Annotated in this window: 19 protein-coding genes; 11 read left to right on the top strand and 8 right to left on the bottom strand. The window is 39.1% G+C overall.

The window, feature by feature from the left end:
- The first annotated feature begins 4 nt into the window (after positions 1 to 4).
- From leuC to HDF25_RS14620, 8 genes are all read left to right on the top strand, one after another.
- Positions 5 to 1,411, top strand: a complete 1,407-nt coding sequence (leuC, locus tag HDF25_RS14655) for a 3-isopropylmalate dehydratase large subunit (protein WP_184625979.1) — start codon at positions 5 to 7, stop codon at positions 1,409 to 1,411.
- A 12-nt stretch (positions 1,412 to 1,423) separates the two neighbouring features.
- Positions 1,424 to 2,008, top strand: coding sequence for a 3-isopropylmalate dehydratase small subunit (gene leuD / locus HDF25_RS14650; protein ID WP_184625977.1), 585 nt, complete (start codon positions 1,424 to 1,426; stop codon positions 2,006 to 2,008).
- The gene (locus tag HDF25_RS14645) at positions 2,008 to 3,474 is read left to right on the top strand and encodes an ATP-binding cassette domain-containing protein (protein WP_184625975.1); all 1,467 of its coding nucleotides are present in this window, start codon (positions 2,008 to 2,010) and stop codon (positions 3,472 to 3,474) included. Before leuD ends, HDF25_RS14645 begins: the two co-directional genes overlap by 1 nt.
- On the top strand, positions 3,474 to 4,565 hold the full coding sequence (leuB, locus tag HDF25_RS14640) for a 3-isopropylmalate dehydrogenase (RefSeq protein ID WP_184625973.1): 1,092 nt from the start codon (positions 3,474 to 3,476) through the stop codon (positions 4,563 to 4,565). Before HDF25_RS14645 ends, leuB begins: the two co-directional genes overlap by 1 nt.
- An 8-nt stretch (positions 4,566 to 4,573) precedes the next feature.
- Entirely contained in the window at positions 4,574 to 6,082 is a 1,509-nt protein-coding gene (locus HDF25_RS14635) for a 2-isopropylmalate synthase (RefSeq protein ID WP_184625971.1), read from the top strand.
- 1 nt (position 6,083) lies between these two features.
- Positions 6,084 to 7,334, top strand: coding sequence for a threonine ammonia-lyase IlvA (ilvA, locus tag HDF25_RS14630; protein ID WP_184625969.1), 1,251 nt, complete (start codon positions 6,084 to 6,086; stop codon positions 7,332 to 7,334).
- 177 nt (positions 7,335 to 7,511) lie between these two features.
- A complete protein-coding gene (locus HDF25_RS14625) occupies positions 7,512 to 7,973 on the top strand; it encodes a hypothetical protein (protein WP_184625967.1) in 462 nt (153 codons plus the stop codon).
- Positions 7,973 to 9,082 (top strand): hypothetical protein, encoded by a 1,110-nt coding sequence (locus HDF25_RS14620; protein ID WP_184625965.1) that lies wholly within the window; start codon positions 7,973 to 7,975, stop codon positions 9,080 to 9,082. The genes HDF25_RS14625 and HDF25_RS14620 overlap by 1 nt, the downstream gene beginning before the upstream one ends.
- Before the next feature lie 43 nt (positions 9,083 to 9,125).
- Here the strand turns inward: HDF25_RS14620 and HDF25_RS14615 are convergent, their stop codons facing one another.
- Complete coding sequence (locus tag HDF25_RS14615; protein WP_184625963.1) at positions 9,126 to 9,983, bottom strand: cupin-like domain-containing protein; 858 nt, start codon at positions 9,981 to 9,983, stop codon at positions 9,126 to 9,128.
- A gap of 106 nt (positions 9,984 to 10,089) precedes the next feature.
- Positions 10,090 to 10,983 carry a M12 family metallopeptidase gene (locus tag HDF25_RS14610; RefSeq protein WP_184625961.1) on the bottom strand — a complete coding sequence of 298 codons (894 nt, stop codon included), beginning with the start codon at positions 10,981 to 10,983 and terminating at the stop codon, positions 10,090 to 10,092.
- Positions 10,984 to 11,218: 235 nt separating this feature from the next.
- Here HDF25_RS14610 and HDF25_RS14605 point away from each other — a divergent pair, with 235 nt between their 5' ends.
- The 3 genes from HDF25_RS14605 (at position 11,219) to HDF25_RS14595 (ending at position 13,414) form a co-directional block, all read left to right on the top strand.
- Positions 11,219 to 11,671, top strand: coding sequence for a hypothetical protein (locus tag HDF25_RS14605; protein ID WP_184625959.1), 453 nt, complete (start codon positions 11,219 to 11,221; stop codon positions 11,669 to 11,671).
- Positions 11,668 to 12,804, top strand: a complete 1,137-nt coding sequence (locus HDF25_RS14600) for a hypothetical protein (protein WP_184625956.1) — start codon at positions 11,668 to 11,670, stop codon at positions 12,802 to 12,804. Before HDF25_RS14605 ends, HDF25_RS14600 begins: the two co-directional genes overlap by 4 nt.
- 196 nt (positions 12,805 to 13,000) lie before the next feature.
- Positions 13,001 to 13,414: a hypothetical protein gene (locus HDF25_RS14595; RefSeq protein ID WP_184625954.1), complete on the top strand. Its 414-nt coding sequence runs from the start codon at positions 13,001 to 13,003 to the stop codon at positions 13,412 to 13,414.
- Between the two features lie 9 nt (positions 13,415 to 13,423).
- Here the strand turns inward: HDF25_RS14595 and HDF25_RS14590 are convergent, their stop codons facing one another.
- The 6 genes from HDF25_RS14590 to hemE form a co-directional block, all read right to left on the bottom strand.
- Positions 13,424 to 14,419 carry an ABC transporter ATP-binding protein gene (locus HDF25_RS14590; RefSeq protein ID WP_184625952.1) on the bottom strand — a complete coding sequence of 332 codons (996 nt, stop codon included), beginning with the start codon at positions 14,417 to 14,419 and terminating at the stop codon, positions 13,424 to 13,426.
- Positions 14,420 to 14,544: 125 nt separating this feature from the next.
- Positions 14,545 to 15,339, bottom strand: coding sequence for an outer membrane beta-barrel protein (locus tag HDF25_RS14585; protein ID WP_184625950.1), 795 nt, complete (start codon positions 15,337 to 15,339; stop codon positions 14,545 to 14,547).
- Between the two features lie 22 nt (positions 15,340 to 15,361).
- Entirely contained in the window at positions 15,362 to 16,087 is a 726-nt protein-coding gene (locus HDF25_RS14580) for a hypothetical protein (RefSeq protein ID WP_221450912.1), read from the bottom strand.
- On the bottom strand, positions 16,068 to 16,631 hold the full coding sequence (locus HDF25_RS14575; protein WP_184625945.1) for an RNA polymerase sigma factor: 564 nt from the start codon (positions 16,629 to 16,631) through the stop codon (positions 16,068 to 16,070). The genes HDF25_RS14580 and HDF25_RS14575 overlap by 20 nt, the downstream gene beginning before the upstream one ends.
- A gap of 136 nt (positions 16,632 to 16,767) precedes the next feature.
- On the bottom strand, positions 16,768 to 17,316 hold the full coding sequence (locus HDF25_RS14570) for a CopD family protein (RefSeq protein ID WP_184625943.1): 549 nt from the start codon (positions 17,314 to 17,316) through the stop codon (positions 16,768 to 16,770).
- The gene (gene hemE / locus HDF25_RS14565) at positions 17,316 to 18,338 is read right to left on the bottom strand and encodes a uroporphyrinogen decarboxylase (RefSeq protein ID WP_184625942.1); all 1,023 of its coding nucleotides are present in this window, start codon (positions 18,336 to 18,338) and stop codon (positions 17,316 to 17,318) included. The genes HDF25_RS14570 and hemE overlap by 1 nt, the downstream gene beginning before the upstream one ends.

Here is an 18,338-nt window from a genome sequence, read left to right as displayed (position 1 = left end):
TAAGATGTCTAAAACATTAGTAGAAAAAATATGGGACGCACACGTTGTAAAAAGCGAAACAGGATTTCCTGATATCCTATATATTGATACGCATTTAATTCACGAGGTAACCTCACCGCAGGCTTTTGATGGTTTACGCAAAAGAGGTCTGCCCGTTTTCCGTCCGCAGCAAACTGTGGCCACAGCCGATCACAATGTACCGACTATTGATCAGCTGAAGCCTATCAAAGAAGAGCTTTCCCGCTACCAGGTAGATATGCTGACAAAGAACTGTGCCGAATTCGGTATTGAGTTATATGGCCTGGGACACCCTTTTCAAGGTATCGTACACGTAATTGGCCCTGAGCTGGGAATTACTTTGCCAGGAAAAACAATGGTATGTGGGGATAGTCACACTTCGACCCATGGCGCTTTTGGTGCGATTGCATTCGGAATAGGTACTTCACAGGTAGAACAGGTTTTTGCGACACAATGTTTATTGCAGCAAAAACCGAAGACTATGAAAATTGAGGTTAACGGAACTTTAGGAAAAGGCGTATCTGCTAAGGATATTATTTTATACATCATCTCTAAGATTTCTGCTGCCGGTGGTACTGGTTACTTTATTGAATATGCAGGTTCGGCCATTGAAGCTTTAAGTATGGAAGCCCGGATGACGATTTGTAATATGAGTATAGAAATGGGTGCCAGAGGCGGATTAATTGCTCCTGATCAGATCACTTTCGATTATATCAAAGGCAGAGAGTTTGCCCCTGCTGGTGCAGAATGGGATAAAGCGCTTGCTTACTGGAAAACCTTATACAGTGATGCGGATGCAAAATTTGATAGTGTCTTAACTTTCAAAGCCGAGGACATTAGTCCGATGATTACCTATGGAACAAACCCGGGTATGGGTATGGGCATTCAGGAAAACATACCTTCTACCAGTTCACAACCAGGTAAAGAGCAGTTATCTTATCAAAAAGCGCTCGACTATATGGGCTTTGATGATGACTCTTCTTTAATTGGCAAACCAGTGGATTATGTATTTATTGGAAGCTGTACCAATTCCCGTATTGAGGATTTACGTGAAGTAGCCGAATTTGTAAAGGGTAAACAAAAAGCAGAAAATGTAACTGTATGGATTGTTCCTGGTTCAAAACAAGTAGAACAGCAAGCTAAAAACGAAGGTCTTGACCGGATATTTGAACAGGCTGGATTCCAGCTTCGTGAACCTGGATGCAGCGCATGTCTGGGTATGAATGAGGATAAAATCCCGGCAGGAAAATATTGTGTTTCTACTTCTAACAGAAATTTTGAAGGCCGCCAGGGCCCTGATGCAAGGACATTACTGGTAAGCCCTTTAACTGCCGCTGCTGCTGCTGTTACCGGAAAAATCACAGATGTAAGAGAAATGCTGGCTAAAGCTTAAGAACAAATTATCATGAAGAAATTCGAGAGAACCTTATCGGCAACAGTGCCTTTAAATATAGAAAACATAGATACTGATCAGATCATTCCGGCCAGATTTTTAAAAGCTACGACCCGCGAAGGTTTTGGTGAGAACCTGTTCCGTGACTGGCGTTATAATGGCGATAATACAATAAAAACTGATTTTGTACTGAATGATCCTGCTTATAGCGGTCAGATCCTGGTTGCAGGAAAAAACTTTGGTTGCGGCAGTAGCCGTGAACATGCTGCATGGGCCATACAGGATGCTGGTTTTGATATAGTCATCAGCAGTTTCTTTGCAGACATCTTCAAAGGAAATGCTTTAAACAATGGTCTGTTGCCTATTCAGGTTAGTGAAGACTTTTTATCTGCGATCTATGCTGCTGTTGATAAAGACCACAAGGCACAACTGGATGTTGATTTGGAAAAGCAGACAGTAACGATTGTCTCAACTGGCGAAAAAGCAGATTTCGAGATCAATGCCTATAAGAAGTCATGCCTGATAAACGGTTATGATGATATAGATTTCATCTTAAATCAAAAACATTTAATAGAAGAATTCGAACAAGCAAAATAATGTCGCAACCCGTCGTACATATCACTCACTTAAATCTGAAGTATCACCACACACTGGTGTTACAGGATTTGAACTGGACTATCAATCCCGGGGAGAACTGGTTATTACGCGGTATCAGTGGAAGCGGCAAAACTTCACTGGCTAAAGCAATTGCAGGCCAGGTCAGATACCAGGGTGATATTACAATTAATTTTAATCCGGAATCCAGCCTTCCTCCGATTGTACATTACGTAGCTAACTGGTACCAGTTTAAAGATCTGGAGGGTCAGTCTAACTTCTATTATCAGCAACGCTACAATAAACAGGCAGTAGAAACTACAGCGACAGTAAAGGCCGAACTAGAAGAATATGGCAAAAAACATCAGCTTCAGTTTACTGAAGTTGAAATACTTCTGGAAGCCTTAGGGTTCTCGGACTTAAAAGACTCTACGCTGATCCAGTTATCAAGCGGAGAACATAAAAAACTACAGTTGATCAAAGCCTTATGGCTTAAACCGCAATTGCTGATTATAGATCAACCGTATAATGGACTGGATAAACTTTCCCGTCAGAATCTCAACGGTTTGTTTGAAAGTATTTCGGCCGCTGGTACTCAGTTGATCTTAATCAGCAATGATAAGGAACTACCCGCTGCTATTCATCGCTTTGCAAAGATTGATACCGGTAAACTGGTAGAAATCAAGGTAGATGACCATTTACTGGAAACAGATCAGGTAACGGGTAAACAAATTCCTGAGTTTTTAAATCAGGCGCCGGTTTCTTCAACAGGCAGTGTCATCAGCATGAGCGGTGTGAATATCAGCTATGGTGACAAACAGGTATTGAAAAATATCAACTGGGAGGTTAACGCTGGAGAGAAATGGCTTTTGCAAGGTCATAATGGATCTGGTAAATCAACTTTATTAAGCTTGGTAACTGGTGATCATCCCCAGGCTTATGCCAATAATTTCCAGCTGTTTGGCTACCAAAGAGGCAGTGGTGAAAGTATCTGGGATATCAAGAAACGTATCGGTCTGATTTCGCCCGAACTGCACTGGTATTTTGATCCTTCGGCAACCGTTAAGCAAAGCGTAATCTCCGGGTTCTTTGACAGCTCTGGTTTGTTCTGTGAACCAGACTATACCAAGAAAACTCAGGCGGATGAGCTTATTAGCTATTTCGGGCTAGTAGATGAGCAGCACACGCTGCTAAACCAACTTCCGCTAGGTAAGCAAAGACTGGCTTTTCTGGCACGTACAATTATTAAAAACCCGGAACTATTGATTCTGGATGAACCTTGTCAGGGTTTAGATCAGCAACAAACACAAAACTTTAACAGGCTGGTAGATGAGTTATGTAAAAATGGTACCACACTGATCTATGTTGGTCATTTTGAATCACAACTACCTGCCTGCATCGAGAAAAGAATTTTATTGGAAAACGGCGAAGTAAAATCCGTCGAGTTTAAAAACCAAACCACATACTGATGAAAAAACATATTTTAGTAATACCAGGAGATGGTATAGGACCAGAAGTTACCAAATGGGGAAAATCCGTATTAGTACAGATTGCTGAGAGTTTTGATCATGAATTTACTTTTGATGAGGCTTTAATGGGTCATGCGGCTATTGAAGCTACAGGTAACCCGCTACCTGATGAAACACTGGAGAAAGCAAAAAAAAGTGATGCTATTCTCTTTGGTGCAGTAGGTCATGCAAAATACGACAATGACCCTTCTTTAAAAGTACGTCCAGAACAGGGATTACTGAAAATCCGTAAAGAACTGGGATTATATGCCAATCTACGTCCGATCCTGTTATTTGACGAGTTATTGAATGCGTCAAGTATCAAAGCACATATTCTGAGAGGGACAGACATTCTTTTTTTCAGAGAGCTGACAGGTGATGTTTATTTTGGAGAGAAACACAGATCTGAAGATAAAAACACGGCTTCCGATTTGATGATTTACCACAAATATGAAGTAGAAAGAATCGCTCATAAAGCTTATGAAGCAGCGATGCAGCGCGGCAGAAAATTATGCTCTGTGGATAAAGCCAATGTACTGGAAAGTTCGAGGTTATGGAGAGAGACGGTACAGGAAATTGCTAAACAATATCCTGAAGTAGAAACACAGCACCTGTTTGTCGATAATGCAGCGATGCAGCTGATTAAAGATCCTAAACAATTTGATGTTGTTTTAACAGCAAATCTTTTTGGCGATATTTTAACAGATGAAGCTTCGCAGATTGCTGGTTCAATGGGTATGCTGGCTTCAGCTTCGGTTGGTGATGGAACAGGGTTCTTTGAGCCAATACATGGTTCAGCGCATGATATTACAGGTAAAGACCTGGCTAACCCACTGGCTTCTATCCTATCGGTAGCGCTTATGCTAGAGATCAGCTTTGGTCTGAAAGAAGAAGCACAACTGATTATTTCGGCTATTGACAGGGTTCTTAAAGACGGCTACAGAACTAATGACATCGCAGATGATACCACCAGCCCATATAAAGTATTAGGTACTGAGGATATGGGTAAGCTCGTCTTAAAATTTATCACACAACAAACTTACACTAACTAGATATGACAATGCTACACGATCCTAATAGAGTTTACATATTTGACACTACCCTTCGTGACGGAGAACAGGTACCAGGTTGCCAGCTTTCTACACCTGAAAAGATAGAAATTGCAAAAGCACTGGAGGCTCTGGGTGTCGATGTAATTGAAGCTGGTTTCCCGATTTCAAGTCCTGGTGATTTCCAGAGTGTAGTAGAACTATCCAAGGCTGTGCGTGAACCCATTATCTGCGCACTGACCAGGGCAAACAGAAAAGATATCGATTCGGCAGTTGCTGCTTTGCAATATGCCAAACGCCCAAGAATACATACCGGGATAGGATCGTCCGATATGCATATCAAATACAAATTCAACAGTACCCGCGAAGAGATTTTGCAACGTGCTGTTGAAGCTGTAAAATATGCCAAACAATTTGTAGAAGATATTGAGTTCTTTGCAGAAGATGCCGGCCGTGCTGATAACGCCTTTCTGGCACAGATGATCGAAGCGGTAATCGCTGCTGGTGCAACAGTAGTAAATATTCCGGATACTAACGGATATTGTCTTCCTGAACAATACGGTTCAAAAATCCTGTATCTGAAACAGCATGTACAAAATATTGATCAGGCCATCATTTCAGTACACTGTCATAATGATTTAGGTTTAGCTACTGCAAATAGTTTAGCTGGGGTAATTAACGGCGCCCGTCAGATAGAATGTACAATTAACGGTATCGGTGAACGTGCAGGAAATACAGCACTGGAAGAAGTGACCATGGTGCTGAAAACACATCATGCCCTGAACCTGAAAACCAATATCAATACCAAACACTTTAGTGAGATCAGTGCTAAAGTAAGCCGTATGATGAGAATGCCTGTACAACCAAATAAGGCAATTATTGGTCAGAATGCTTTCGCGCATAGCTCTGGTATTCACCAGGATGGTTTCCTGAAACACAGGGAGAATTATGAGATTATCAATCCTGAAGATGTTGGAATCAACTCATCAGATATTATCCTGACTGCCAGAAGTGGCCGTCATGCCTTAAAACATCATCTGGAAAGATTGGGTTATGTGATTGAAAAGATCAATCTTGACCAGGTATATGAGCAATTCCTGTTGCTTGCTGATGCGAAAAAAGAAATTACTGATGATGATTTGCTTTCATTAATGAGCGACGGCGAAGAACACACTTATAAAAATGGTTATAAATTAAACTCTCTGCAGGTTGTCTGTGGCGATTTACAATTACCAACTGCGACAGTAAAACTGGAATATGAAGGTGTCGAGCAGGAAGCAAAAGCAGAAGGTAACGGCCCGGTAAATGCGACCATAAAGGCTATAGAAAGCATTATTGGTAAGGATATCCAATTGAAAGAGTTTACCATTCAGGCTATGCATGGTGGTAGTGATGATACAAGTAAAGTTAATATGAGAGTCTCTTATGAAGAGAAATCTTACTTAGGATATGGATTCAGTACAGATATTGTTAAAGCTTCGGCCGATGCTTATCTGGATGCACTAAATAAATTCTTATAACATGAACCTGGAGAAAGAAGTAGAACTGGATTTTGAAGCAGCGGCAACCCGTATAGCAGATACCATAAAGCGCACACAGCTAGAGTATAACGAAGGACTTTCCCTGAAATATAACGCCAAAATTTATCTGAAAAGAGAAGATTTGCAAGTGGTACGTTCTTACAAGTTACGTGGAGCTTACAATATGATCAGTACGCTGGATAAGGAGCAGATCAGTCGTGGTGTGGTTTGTGCAAGTGCTGGAAATCATGCACAGGGTGTAGCTTATTCCTGCAAAAAATTGAACATACAAGGGGTGATTTTTATGCCGGAAATTACACCGAGACAAAAGATCAAACAAACCGAAATGTTTGGTGGCAATAACATCAAAATTGTCCTTGTCGGGGATACTTTTGATGATTGCATGAAAGAAGCACTGGCTTATACTGCTGAGCATCAAATGGTCTTTGTTCCTCCTTTCGACAATATTAAAATTATTGAAGGTCAGGGAACAGTAGGTGTTGAAATCTATGAAGACCTGCCGGAAACTGAAGTAGTAGTTATGCCCATTGGTGGCGGTGGACTGGCTTCAGGTGTAGGCAGTTATTTTAAAAATATTAATCCTGCGATCACCCTGATCGGTGTAGAACCTGAAGGTGCGCCTTCCATGAACCAGGCTTTAAAAAATGGCAGTCCGGTTACGCTCGATTATATCGATCGTTTTGTGGATGGTGCAGCAGTGAAACGTGTGGGGAACCTGACTTTCGAATACTGTAGTGATCTGCTGGATCAGATGTTACTGATCCCGGAGGGGAAAATCTGTACGACCATTTTGAAACTATACAATGAAGATGCGATTGTTGTGGAACCAGCAGGAGCATTAGCTGTGGCTGCACTGGATCAGCTTAAATCAACTATTGCAGGTAAGACCGTAGTGTGTATAGTTAGTGGTGGTAATAATGATATTGAAAGGATGCAGGAGATCAAAGAGAAGTCTTTACTTTTCGAAGGACTGAAGCATTATTTCATTGTTCGTTTTCCTCAGAGACCAGGTGCATTAAAATCTTTTGTAAATAATGTACTGGGACCGCATGACGATATTACCCGTTTTGAATTTATCAAAAAGACAAACAGGGAAAACGGACCGGCATTGGTTGGTATCGAATTACAGGAAAGTACGGATTACGCGTCTTTAAAAGAGCGGATGGCAGAGTTTAAATTCGAGGTGATCGATTTAAATGATGACCAGACTTTATTTGAATATTTAGTATAAGTTAATAAACAACTATCAAAAAGGGATACTCTTGATTTAGTGTCCCTTTTTTTTACATATTGAACCGCCAAGACATTAACACACATAATTAATTTGACATAAAATAAAGCAAAAGAGATTACTAAATATCAAAATAAAAAAATATTATGCTATTTTTAAAAAAAAATATTATAATAAATGAAAAAACATTACTATCTATCAAAAATCATGACTGCTTCGTTATTAACTATTACGATCTGTTGCTCATGTAAAAAAACAGAAAGCCCCCCTTTAACTCCAACCATTTCCAATGGTCAATCATTAAAATCAGAAATTATTGGAGATTGGTCAATCATTAAAACAAAAACTACCAGATATGATTCGAAAGGCTCAATTCTATCTTCTGACAGCACCAATTCAGCCTTGGCCAATAAAAAAACACTAAGTTTTGATGACAAGTTAATCAAACTGGATGACTCCTCATACGAGTATAGCATCATTTCCTTAAAGAACGAAGTATTTTTAAAATATTACACAAGTAGCATATTACACAACTATAAAGTAGTAAAAATTAATAAGGAAACTATTTCTCTAGAAGACTTAGAAACAAACTTGGAAACCAGGACAATATATAGTGCCTATCTTAAAAAAGCAAAATAATGAAAGTATCTAAAACAATATTCTATGCTTTTTTTCTCACCATTAGCTCCCTTTCTTCATATTCTCAAGTCACAACTCATATCTTTTTTCCACATTGGATTGATAAGAATTTAGTGGCGAACGCTGGATGCAACATATACGGACTTGGCCCTAACCCAACTCCCATTACAGGTTATAACATTCGATCTCTAGGACGAATTTATCTTCGTGATTACTTAAGTGGTTATGGAGGTGCAGAATTGTCTGCAACACGCTATGCAGAACGTCCTGATCAAAACAGTTCAATCTCAGTTGAGTTCCCTTTCAAAGCTAATAAAACATATAGAATAGATTTGAACGCTTGGCTAAGGCATTATGATGTTACCCCCACAAAGAAAGCAAGAACCTTTCCGGTTATGTGGATAAAGTTAGATAATGCACCTGATTTTAAACATTACGAAAACCCCTGCGGTCCTATGATGTATGAAGTCGAAAGAAGCGTTAGTAGGTATTCCAAATTACTTGGCAGGAGTATCCCTCTTTCTTATCCGGACGAAGATAAATGGAGTGTTTCATTCTCCGTTTTAGAAGATAAGAGTTCACTAAAAATAATACTTGACCCTTCTCCAGCAAACCCCGCTCTGATATTTGACGCATATATTAACATTCATGACATTCGAATCACAGAACTCCCATTTGAAGAGGAAACACGAAGTATCGCACAATATCCTAATACTACCAGACCCCCAAGAGGAACACCTGGCTACGAAATCGCGTCTTATCCCGACGAGCCCCCTATTCGTCGTCCCGACCAAACAAGACCTACAACAAAGGATTTTACAATCACTGCTAATCAATGGGCTTTAGATTATAATGGGACAAGTTATTCTGTTAATCTAAGCAGTATTATTCCTGATTTGCACTTTTCAGAGTTCTTAAATTGCGTAATATATGGCAATGCAACCGGCCTTAGCCGCCCACCGAGAGAGCTAATCAGTTTACCCGGTTCGTTTCAGGGAAATAATTTCAGTTATGAAGTAGTTAATAATGATCTTATTATTATTTCGAATAATAATTCTCATACTGCCCCACAAAGCAACACTGACTTTTACATACAATATAAAAATTAACATTTTGCAATAAAGAGGCTGAATCTGGATCCAGCCTCTTTATTTAATCCTTAAAGTTTTCTTTTATCCTGCAACCTGCTCCTGCGGCTAGTGCATAGAGGTAAGCAGCTACAGCCTTGGGTTTGCTGTATTCCTTCTTAAAATTCCAGACATCGTTCATAAATAAAGGAAAATTCTTCGCATTCAGCTGATCAAAAGCAACTGAGATAGTTGGTGATAAGGAATAGGCTGTATGCCATATCCCAAATGGGATATATAAAGTTTCTCCTGGCCCTACTGTAAAGCTGATCGGTGTTGCATTTTTAAATTCAGGATGTTTTTCAAAATCCGGTTCAAATACATTTACTTCTGAACGCCATTGGTTTTTCCCGGTAACGTATAAATACTTCTCCTGTCCTCTTGGAAAGACAGTGAATCTTTTTTCTCCGTATAGCTGATTAATCCAGGCACTCAAATGGTAATAATCTTTATGTACATAAGGGAATTTACCACCCGGACCACCTACAAAGAGCTCGACAATACCACCCCAGTTTCCACGTTGAAAAGCCTTATCATCTAACCAGTTTGGTTTTGCATACCCCAGGTTCAGCGGCAGCATCATATCCAGCATTTCGGGAATTTCTTTGCTGATATTAAAAGTAAGCGGATAAGGCGCCGGGTTCTCCACTGAGCTTTGTTCAACCAGGTCCATTACCTCAGCCATTTTATAAGCTTTACCTGTTTCCTTGTTAATCACATCACTTTCCTTATCAGGATAATTTTTGCGGAACCAGTCAGGTGTGAAAAGTCCGTTAGCTTTCCAAGCTTTTGTTGCGCCAGTCAGAATTACCGGAATACCTGGATTGTGATGTTCTTCCATGAATTCTTTGTAACTGATATCGGACTTTCGTTGAATTTCCATAAAGCGTTTTGTAATCCGATGAGAACGAATTACAATGTAAATATCACAAAATCATTGATAATATAATAATGGCAGTATCAGCCGCCATTATTATATTATCAAATGATTAATTAGCCTGGAATACAGAATCAGGATATAAATATTTAATGCCTGTTAAATCACCTGCTGAAAGACCATTCCTTTGTGCAGTGAAAGTGGTTCCGTCCAGTTTGGTGATTGTAGGTTTTCCATTGCTTGAAAAAGCACTGGAAGGATACATCATGATGGATCCGAAATCAAGCGCACCGGTTTCACCTCCGGTCAGACCACGTTCTACATAGGTTTGGAAATTGTGTTCCTTTCCATCTTCAATATTATCTGTGTTAATAATGATATAATCATCTCTGTCAGCGCGGCTTTGCTCATGTAATAATCCGATGGCATGCCCGATTTCATGGATGGTACTACCCAGGGAACAATTTCCAAGAGTGATGTTCTGGCGTTTCCCAGTCATCCCTACAGAAGAGGAACATCCACTGCCTGGAGTGAAATACACATAATTGGCCTGAGTGGTTCTTGCTACGAAAGTTAACTTCGTGTTGGTTTCCCAATGACTGATGGCCCCGGTCACCCAGGCTTGTTTGTTAGCTGGCAAAGCCGGGTCTATGGCATAATACACTACTCCACCAGGCCATCTCTTTTTAAATTCATCTACGAATGTACTTTCGGTGACTGTGCCAGTCTGATCATACTTACGTTTAAGGAAAGCAACCTGCTGTTCATTCAGTACCATATCGCCTCCAAGAATGTATTGACCATCCTTTTTTTCGATTTTAAACTGTTTACTGCCTTTCCCAAAGGTAATGATCTCGGCTTTGGAGTCTGGTGAGGCTTGTTCAATGGTACAATTACAATCTTTGTTTTTCGAATCAGTCAGTTGATTTTCCTGATTGTTTTGTTTTTTGCATGCGCTACTGAGTGCCATAAGGGCAGCAGCAACTAATAACGCTTTGTTTTTCATAGGGTTTAGGTAATAGTGATAGGATTAGGTTTCCAATAAAATAGGAATATTCCAGAATACTATGCATCGATGGTATAGAAACGGTAATGGATTGTATTAAAAATTAACTATTAAAGACGAAAAGCCAATAAATATTACAAAACAAAAAAAAATAGCAAACCAACATAATTAAATTCCTTGTAAAGAAACAAAACACAGCATTTTAACAATATATTTGACCAAAATTAAAATAACTATGAAATACTTACATTTGAAGAGGTTTATAATTACGCTCTTCTTCCTGCCACTTATCTGGCAATCATGTAAAAAAGATGACGTAAAACGTCCAAAGGATAATCAACCCGCTAAAATTGAAGGAAATTGGTTTTTATCCAACACAAAAATGACAGCTTTTGATAAAAACGGTCAGCTATTATTTACAGATAGTGCAAAAACGGTAAAAGGTTATAACGATGACTCCGTTTTCAACTCCAATGGCTTTGTATCATACGGCACTCTGGTTCAGTATGAAATAGTTAAAATCAAAGAAGAACAGTTTCTTAAATATGCCATTTATGGCAAGGCTATGATGCCTAAGCTGTATCAAATAAACAGTCAGTCATTCGCTCTGGAATACATTGATTCTACTTCAGAGAAAGATAAAACAAGAATCTATAGAGATTACTTTACAAAAGGCATAAACAAATGAGATCACTCAAAACTCTAATCATAAGCTGCTGCTTTCTCTCTTTTTGTTACTCTGCAATTGCGCAAACAACAGAAATAAGTTTTATAACTGCAAGTTCCTTAAGGACTAATCCTGGTGATAATTTTGAAAATTCAGGTTGTCAAGTAAATGGATTCGGGCCGAATCCTACTACCCTTTGGGGCAGTCGTATCAGAGTTGTAGGTAAAACAAAGATCTATTCTATTAGTTCTGGATTTCCCTCATTGGCCTTATTTGCTAAAGGAAATGTCAATTCAGGTTCTGATTATTCCAACTCTGTTCTTTCTATAGAATACCCGTTTAAAGCTAATAAAACCTATCAAATCCAGATACTAGGCCAGGGTGCTGATTATACTACAGACGGGAATACAAAACCAGCTGATTATATTAATCCGGTTCTTTGGGTTAAACTCGATAATACTCCGGAGATTATCACCAATGTTCAGGATAAATGTAATGAGTCACTTAGTCCTGTCGAAAAAAAAGTAGACAGATATGCTAAACTGATTGCGGATAACAGCCGAAATACACCAGGCAAATCATACATATTAAAATTCTCTCCATTAGAGGCAAAAAGCGCTCTTAAAATAACACTTGATCCCTCTCCTGCCGATCCTTCGTTACGTTATGATGCTACTTTCAGATTTTCAACTGTTAAAATTACCGAATTACCATATGAAGAAGAACAATCAAGGATAATTGCATCTTATACTAATGCGCCAAGACCTCCAAGGGGAACCCCAGGTTATGACATAGAAGTACCACCTACTTCACCAGATAGGGGAAGTAATCCAAGGCCCGGGGGAGATAATTCAAATATTGCAACAAATTTCACTATCCCACCATATCAATGGAATACAACTAACGGTGAATCGACTTTTATAATTTCTAATTTGAATATTTTAGACATAAGTAATTGTACAGTCTTGGGGGCTTTGGTAAATTCTGGTAGAAGTTCAAATCGAGAAAGATTTAACTTGCCAACTACATTCAAAAACAATAATTTAACTTATGAAGTTATTGATGGTGATTTAATTATCAAATCAAAAAATAGTGATGGTACGCCACCGTCGATAGATATAGACTTTAGTGTTTTATATAAAGAAAAAAAGTAACCTGCTTTATAATTTGCCTTTCAACTTCTGAACATCATAGCAGCAAAATTTTAAATTACCTGCTATGATGTTTAATCTTAATTAATTATATTTATTTGTTAAAAGTTTAGAAACACTCTAAATTTAATTTTAGTTAAATTAGCAAAGATTTTAAAAACTGGCAATATTCTTGCTAGATTGAAACAAACACACAAATATGAAAAAATACCTACTATTACTCTTAAGCATTACGGCAATTGGATTGTCTTCATGTAAGAAGGAAGTCATTGCACCTAATAACCAGACTACGAACAGAACTATTTTAGTCACTGTTCCAAAAGCAAACTGGAAGGTAACCAACGACGGTAAATCATGGTTCACAACTATTAATGTTCAGGAAAACGATGCTTATTTTAATAAAAATGGTCATATCGTAGTTGCGATGTCAATTGATGATCCAAATGTTTATGAAGCCATTCCTCAGACTTATAATAAAATTTCTTATAACTTTGACTCTGGTATAGGCTATGTAAATATATATTTCAGTGATCCTAATGGTATTGCAATTGGAGCACCAACCTTTGACTCAAACGTGAAAATAACGCTAATAGACTCCTATCTGATTCCATAAGCAAATAACTTAAAACTCTAGAAAACGACCAATGTTCGCCTGAACGTGGTCGTTTTTTTTATGCTCTCCCCTGTTCAGCTGTATTGCCCGGATCGTTACGCCGTTCCTTTCCAGCAACAGTTCTTCATAAAAACCTTTATAATAAACGTCTTTCACTTCATAACGTTTACTATTCCATCCGCCTTTTAACTCTACCCATTCCGGATAAAATACAACAGTCCCTTCATGTTTTCCATGGAGACCTAACTTCAGACCATCTTCCGGTTTCAATACAACTGCGTTACCTAAAAGTTGGGCAGTATAAATATGTTCCGGATGATTATATACATAAGCAGGCTGACCTTTCTGAATCAACTGACCATCTTTCATCAGCAATAACTCATCCGCCAGAAATAAGCCATCCGCAGGATCGTGTGACACAATGATCACAGTAACTCCTGTTTCTGCCGCTATGCGTTTAATATCGGCTCGCAATTGATTCTTTAACAGCGCATCGACCTGGCTAAAAGGTTCATCCAGTAACAACACGCTTGTATCCGTCACCAATGCCTTTGCAATAGCCACCCGCTGCTGTTCTCCCCCGCTTAGTTCCGTAATCTTTTTATTTCTGAGATGATCGATATGCAGATGCTGCATCATCTTAACAGTTTTCTCCTCTTTGGATTTCACATCCCTGTTAGAGAGAACTGAGGCAATATTATCATAGACCTTGGCATAAATATTCAAAGAGAAATCCTGGGTTACAATTTTCATCTCCTTATGCCCTGGAATAAGCTGCTCGTGTGGACCTAAGACACGTTTACCGTTAAATAAGACTTCTCCTTCGTCAACTTTCAATAAACCGAAGATAGATTTTAACAAAGTAGATTTCCCACTTCCGCTTTCACCGATAACTGCGATAATATCTCCGCGTTTAATATCAAAACTGATATTTCTGATTCCTGAAGCCTGTTCAGTCTGGTATTGTTTAGTTAGCTGCCTGACACTGATGATATTTTCGTCCACAGCGTAAAGATACAGTTAGGAGGGAAAATTCATAGTATAAAAATGGTCATTGAATAGATATGCCCACAAAAAAACCTCAGAGATAACATATCCCTGAGGTTAATTTCAATGTGTGTATATATATTTTAATTCAGGCCAAAAGTAATCCCGAACGACATATTTTTAAGTCCTTTCTGTGAAACACTGTCAAACATATCGTTGAAGTAATACTTGGTAAACAAACCAATACCACCGTAGCCTATACGAACTGTACCACCTACACGTACGGGTTGAAAATCATAATCGTCACGGAATTTCTGTTTACCGCGCTCGCTGCTGATCTGTTTAACCATCCCGTTCAGCAGGAAACTCACTTCTGGGCCTAACACCAGATAGAATCTCTTACCCTTATCATTTTCTTTGGTACGGAATTCAAAATTCAGTGGAATATGAACATAACTACTTGAAAATCTATTTTTACTGAAGTTCACAGGGTCCTCTACATAAGTCAGGTCCGGTGTATTCCGCTGTATAGTAATATTATTTTTCAACCTGATCAACGTCCAGTCGAAACCTCCTGCAATATAAACCTTGAATTTTGGGTTAAAACGGTATCCAAAATAGAGTACATCAAAAGAAACCGTACTAGTCTTTATTCCCCGGTAATCCAGGAATTTGTTTTTCGGGGAAAGTGAAAAACTGCCATTATCAATCAGTCTGGAAAAACCTAGGTCCAGTCTGGTGAAAGTAATCCCTCCCATAAAGCGACCCTTAGGGGCTTCTGCTTTTTTCACACTGTCTTCCTTATCTCCGAAAGATAAACTGACATTGATCTTTTTGTGTTTGATAACTTTGGTTGAGTCACTTTGTGCGTTCGCCGTGAGTGCGGACAGGCCGACCATTCCGGTCAGCATTACGGTCATTAGTTGGTTAATCTTCATATATTCAGGTTATTTGTGTGTCTTATTTTTGTCTTTTACGATTAAATTTAATCATCCCTATATTCACCGCTATCAGTGAAGAGTTATCATCTTCCGTTTTAAACTGAAGAAACTTCTCCTCTCTTTTATCAACCTTATCAACGACATAATTAATCAGATCGCCAACATTTCTTATTCCTTTCCGTTCGGCGTGATCGTTCTCATTGATCACTTCATCTTTACCTGCAGACGCATCAGCTACATTAGCCAGTACAACAGGTTCTTCCTGAGTTTCAAAACTGGCTTTAGGTAAAGCCGCTTTCTCCAGTTTTACCTGAACGTCTTTATGATCAAGATGAGTAATCTTCTCTAAAGGTTGCATGACCAGCATATTTTTTTCAACTGACTGCATTTTTTTCCTAACCGGAGATAATTCTGCTACCTGCAATTCTTTGACCTTATCCAAGGTCTTTACCGGTTCGACTGCTACAACAGCATTTTTGTTTTCAGCAGTATCAGCCTTAACCTTAAGGCCAGTAAGCTCAGGTAAATGCATCTGAACTTTTTCAGTTTTATGGAACAACACCCCAACAGTTAATGCCATACCAACTGCCGCCGCTGCCGCATAGTAAAAAGGAAAAACCCGTTTACGCTTAGGCTCAATTTTTTGTTCAATTCCCTTCCATAAATCTGCAGATGGTTCAATAAACGCATCTTCAAATTTTTGTCTCATCAGCTGATCGAACTCTTTATCCTGCATATGTTGCATAATTTGTGCCCTCCATTTTAATAATCTCCTCCCTTAAAATTGCCCTTGCCCTGAACAACTGTGATTTACTTGTTCCTTCCGAGATCCCTAGTGTTTTAGCAATCTCCTGGTGTGAATATCCTTCCATCACATACATATTAAATACAATCCGGTATCCATCCGCCAGCTGCTGAATCAGACCTAACAGATCCTGCATCCCCATTCTGCTAAAGTCAAAGTCAGTATACGGCTGCTCACTGATCTCTTCATAGGCAACCACACGCAGTGCCCTTAAATTCTTTCTATAGTTTTCAATGGCGGTATTCACCATTACCCTTCTGATCCATCCTTCAAAGGAACCGTCTCCCCTGAATTCATTAATCTTCTGGAAAACCTTAATATATCCCAGTTGGAGCACATCTTCTGCTTCCATCCGGTCACGGCTATAGCGCATACAAACCGTCAACATTCCGGATGCAGTCTGGCGGTAAAGCATTTCCTGCATCTTTCTGTTGCCAGCTTTACAGCCTTCCAGCAAATCGGTTATTTTGTAAGTTTGCGTCAAGTTTTGTTTGGTTGATATCTAGTAGATGCACGAACCCCGTTAAAAGTTGCAAGCAAACGAAAATAAATAAAAAAAGACGCTGTTCTTTTCAGTCATGACCGAAAAGAACAGCGTCTTTTTTTTATAACAACAGAGATTACTCCCCTCGTTTCTGTCTGTAGTGCTTATACCACTTCACTGCGATCATAATAACCACCGAAAAGATGATTAATCCGACCAGCCCGTAGATCCAGTCTACCGCACTTTTCAGGATAACAGTAAACACGATTGCAACCAGTAAAATCGTAGCTACTTCATTCCATAATCTCAGCTGAAAGGAAGTCAGTTTAAAAATTCCTCTTTTCAATTGGTGCATGATACGCTGACATATAAAATGATAAACGATCAGCAGGAATACAAAACCTAATTTAACAGGTAGCCAGGGTGTACTTAATAAACCCGGGCGGATACAAATCATCGCTATTCCGGCAAGTACAGCCAGTGTCATCGCCGGGTTAGTAATGATATGCCAGAGTTTATGCTCTATTTTGATAAATTCCTTCTGCAGGATCTCACGTTCATTTTCAGGACGGTCATTTGCCTCCGTATGATAAATAAACAGCCTTACACTATAAAACAACCCAGCCATCCAGCTCACCACAAAGATGATATGGACAGACAGGATATATAGATAATACTGATCCATTAATAGCGGAATTCTTTAATAAAGTCAATCGCATATTTCACGTTATCAAATGGGATATCAGGCATGATACCATGACCCAGGTTAAAGATAAAGCCATTCTCTCCGCGCATGCGTTCAAACAACTGCAAAATATGTTTCTTAATCACAGGTTTATCTGCATATAAGATATGCGGATCAAGGTTTCCCTGAACGGCAATACCTGCAGGTAAGCTCTGTTTAATATTTAATAAATCTGCATTCCAGTCTACAGAAATCACATCTGGTTTCGCAGTAGCCATGATAGGTGCGAATACAGAACTTCCTTTACAGAATGAAATTACAGGGATATCTTTTCTGTTCAGATTAGCAATGATCTCCTGAATATAACGGTGAGAGAATTCCTGGTAATCATTCCATGATAAAGCCAATGCCCAGCTATCAAAGATCTGGATAGCATTTACACCTGCTGCAATTTGCAGGTTCAGATATTCAGCAGTTACTTTAGCTATTTTAGCCAATAATTTATGTGCAACCTCAGGATGATTATGCATCAGCAATTTAGTCAGCTTGAAATCTTTTGACGAGGCACCTTCAACAAGATAACTCATTACTGTAAACGGTGCACCAGCAAAACCGATTAAAGGAATGCTGCCATTTAAGCGCTGCTGAATTACTTTAATTGCATCAGCTACATATTCCAGCTGATCCAGACAATCCACATTCAGGTTTTCTACATCTTTTAAAGTACGTACCGGGTTCGCAAAACGCGGACCTATACCCTGGGTAAAGCTCAGATCACCACCCATGGCTTCACCGGTAACCAATATATCACAAAACAAAATAGCCGCATCAATACCCAATAAATCTACTGGCAACATCGTTACATCAGCAGCAATTTCAGGTGTTTTGCACATCTCTAAGAATGAATACTTGTTTTTAATTTCCCAATATTCTGGCATAAAACGACCAGCCTGGCGCATCATCCACACCGGTGGACGTTCAGTTTGTTTGGACCATGCTGCATCTAAAAATAAAGTGTTCAT

Source organism: Pedobacter cryoconitis, assembly GCF_014207135.1.
In the GTDB taxonomy this organism is placed as follows: Bacteria; Bacteroidota; Bacteroidia; order Sphingobacteriales; family Sphingobacteriaceae; genus Pedobacter; species Pedobacter cryoconitis_D.
Note: the sequence above shows the minus strand (reverse complement) of the source record. Positions and strands in the feature narration are given on the sequence as shown.

Bases quoted from the DNA above. Each gene is read 5' to 3' on its own strand.
- leuC (WP_184625979.1), top strand. From the start codon at position 5: ATGTCTAAAACATTAGTAGAAAAAATATGGGACGCACACGTTGTAAAA.
- leuD (WP_184625977.1), top strand. From the start codon at position 1,424: ATGAAGAAATTCGAGAGAACCTTATCGGCAACAGTGCCTTTAAATATA.
- HDF25_RS14645 (WP_184625975.1), top strand. From the start codon at position 2,008: ATGTCGCAACCCGTCGTACATATCACTCACTTAAATCTGAAGTATCAC.
- leuB (WP_184625973.1), top strand. From the start codon at position 3,474: ATGAAAAAACATATTTTAGTAATACCAGGAGATGGTATAGGACCAGAA.
- HDF25_RS14635 (WP_184625971.1), top strand. From the start codon at position 4,574: ATGCTACACGATCCTAATAGAGTTTACATATTTGACACTACCCTTCGT.
- ilvA (WP_184625969.1), top strand. From the start codon at position 6,084: ATGAACCTGGAGAAAGAAGTAGAACTGGATTTTGAAGCAGCGGCAACC.
- HDF25_RS14625 (WP_184625967.1), top strand. From the start codon at position 7,512: ATGAAAAAACATTACTATCTATCAAAAATCATGACTGCTTCGTTATTA.
- HDF25_RS14620 (WP_184625965.1), top strand. From the start codon at position 7,973: ATGAAAGTATCTAAAACAATATTCTATGCTTTTTTTCTCACCATTAGC.
- HDF25_RS14615 (WP_184625963.1), bottom strand. From the start codon at position 9,983: ATGGAAATTCAACGAAAGTCCGATATCAGTTACAAAGAATTCATGGAA.
- HDF25_RS14610 (WP_184625961.1), bottom strand. From the start codon at position 10,983: ATGAAAAACAAAGCGTTATTAGTTGCTGCTGCCCTTATGGCACTCAGT.
- HDF25_RS14605 (WP_184625959.1), top strand. From the start codon at position 11,219: ATGAAATACTTACATTTGAAGAGGTTTATAATTACGCTCTTCTTCCTG.
- HDF25_RS14600 (WP_184625956.1), top strand. From the start codon at position 11,668: ATGAGATCACTCAAAACTCTAATCATAAGCTGCTGCTTTCTCTCTTTT.
- HDF25_RS14595 (WP_184625954.1), top strand. From the start codon at position 13,001: ATGAAAAAATACCTACTATTACTCTTAAGCATTACGGCAATTGGATTG.
- HDF25_RS14585 (WP_184625950.1), bottom strand. From the start codon at position 15,339: ATGAAGATTAACCAACTAATGACCGTAATGCTGACCGGAATGGTCGGC.
- HDF25_RS14580 (WP_221450912.1), bottom strand. From the start codon at position 16,087: ATGCAACATATGCAGGATAAAGAGTTCGATCAGCTGATGAGACAAAAA.
- HDF25_RS14570 (WP_184625943.1), bottom strand. From the start codon at position 17,316: ATGGATCAGTATTATCTATATATCCTGTCTGTCCATATCATCTTTGTG.
- hemE (WP_184625942.1), bottom strand. From the start codon at position 18,338: ATGAACACTTTATTTTTAGATGCAGCATGGTCCAAACAAACTGAACGT.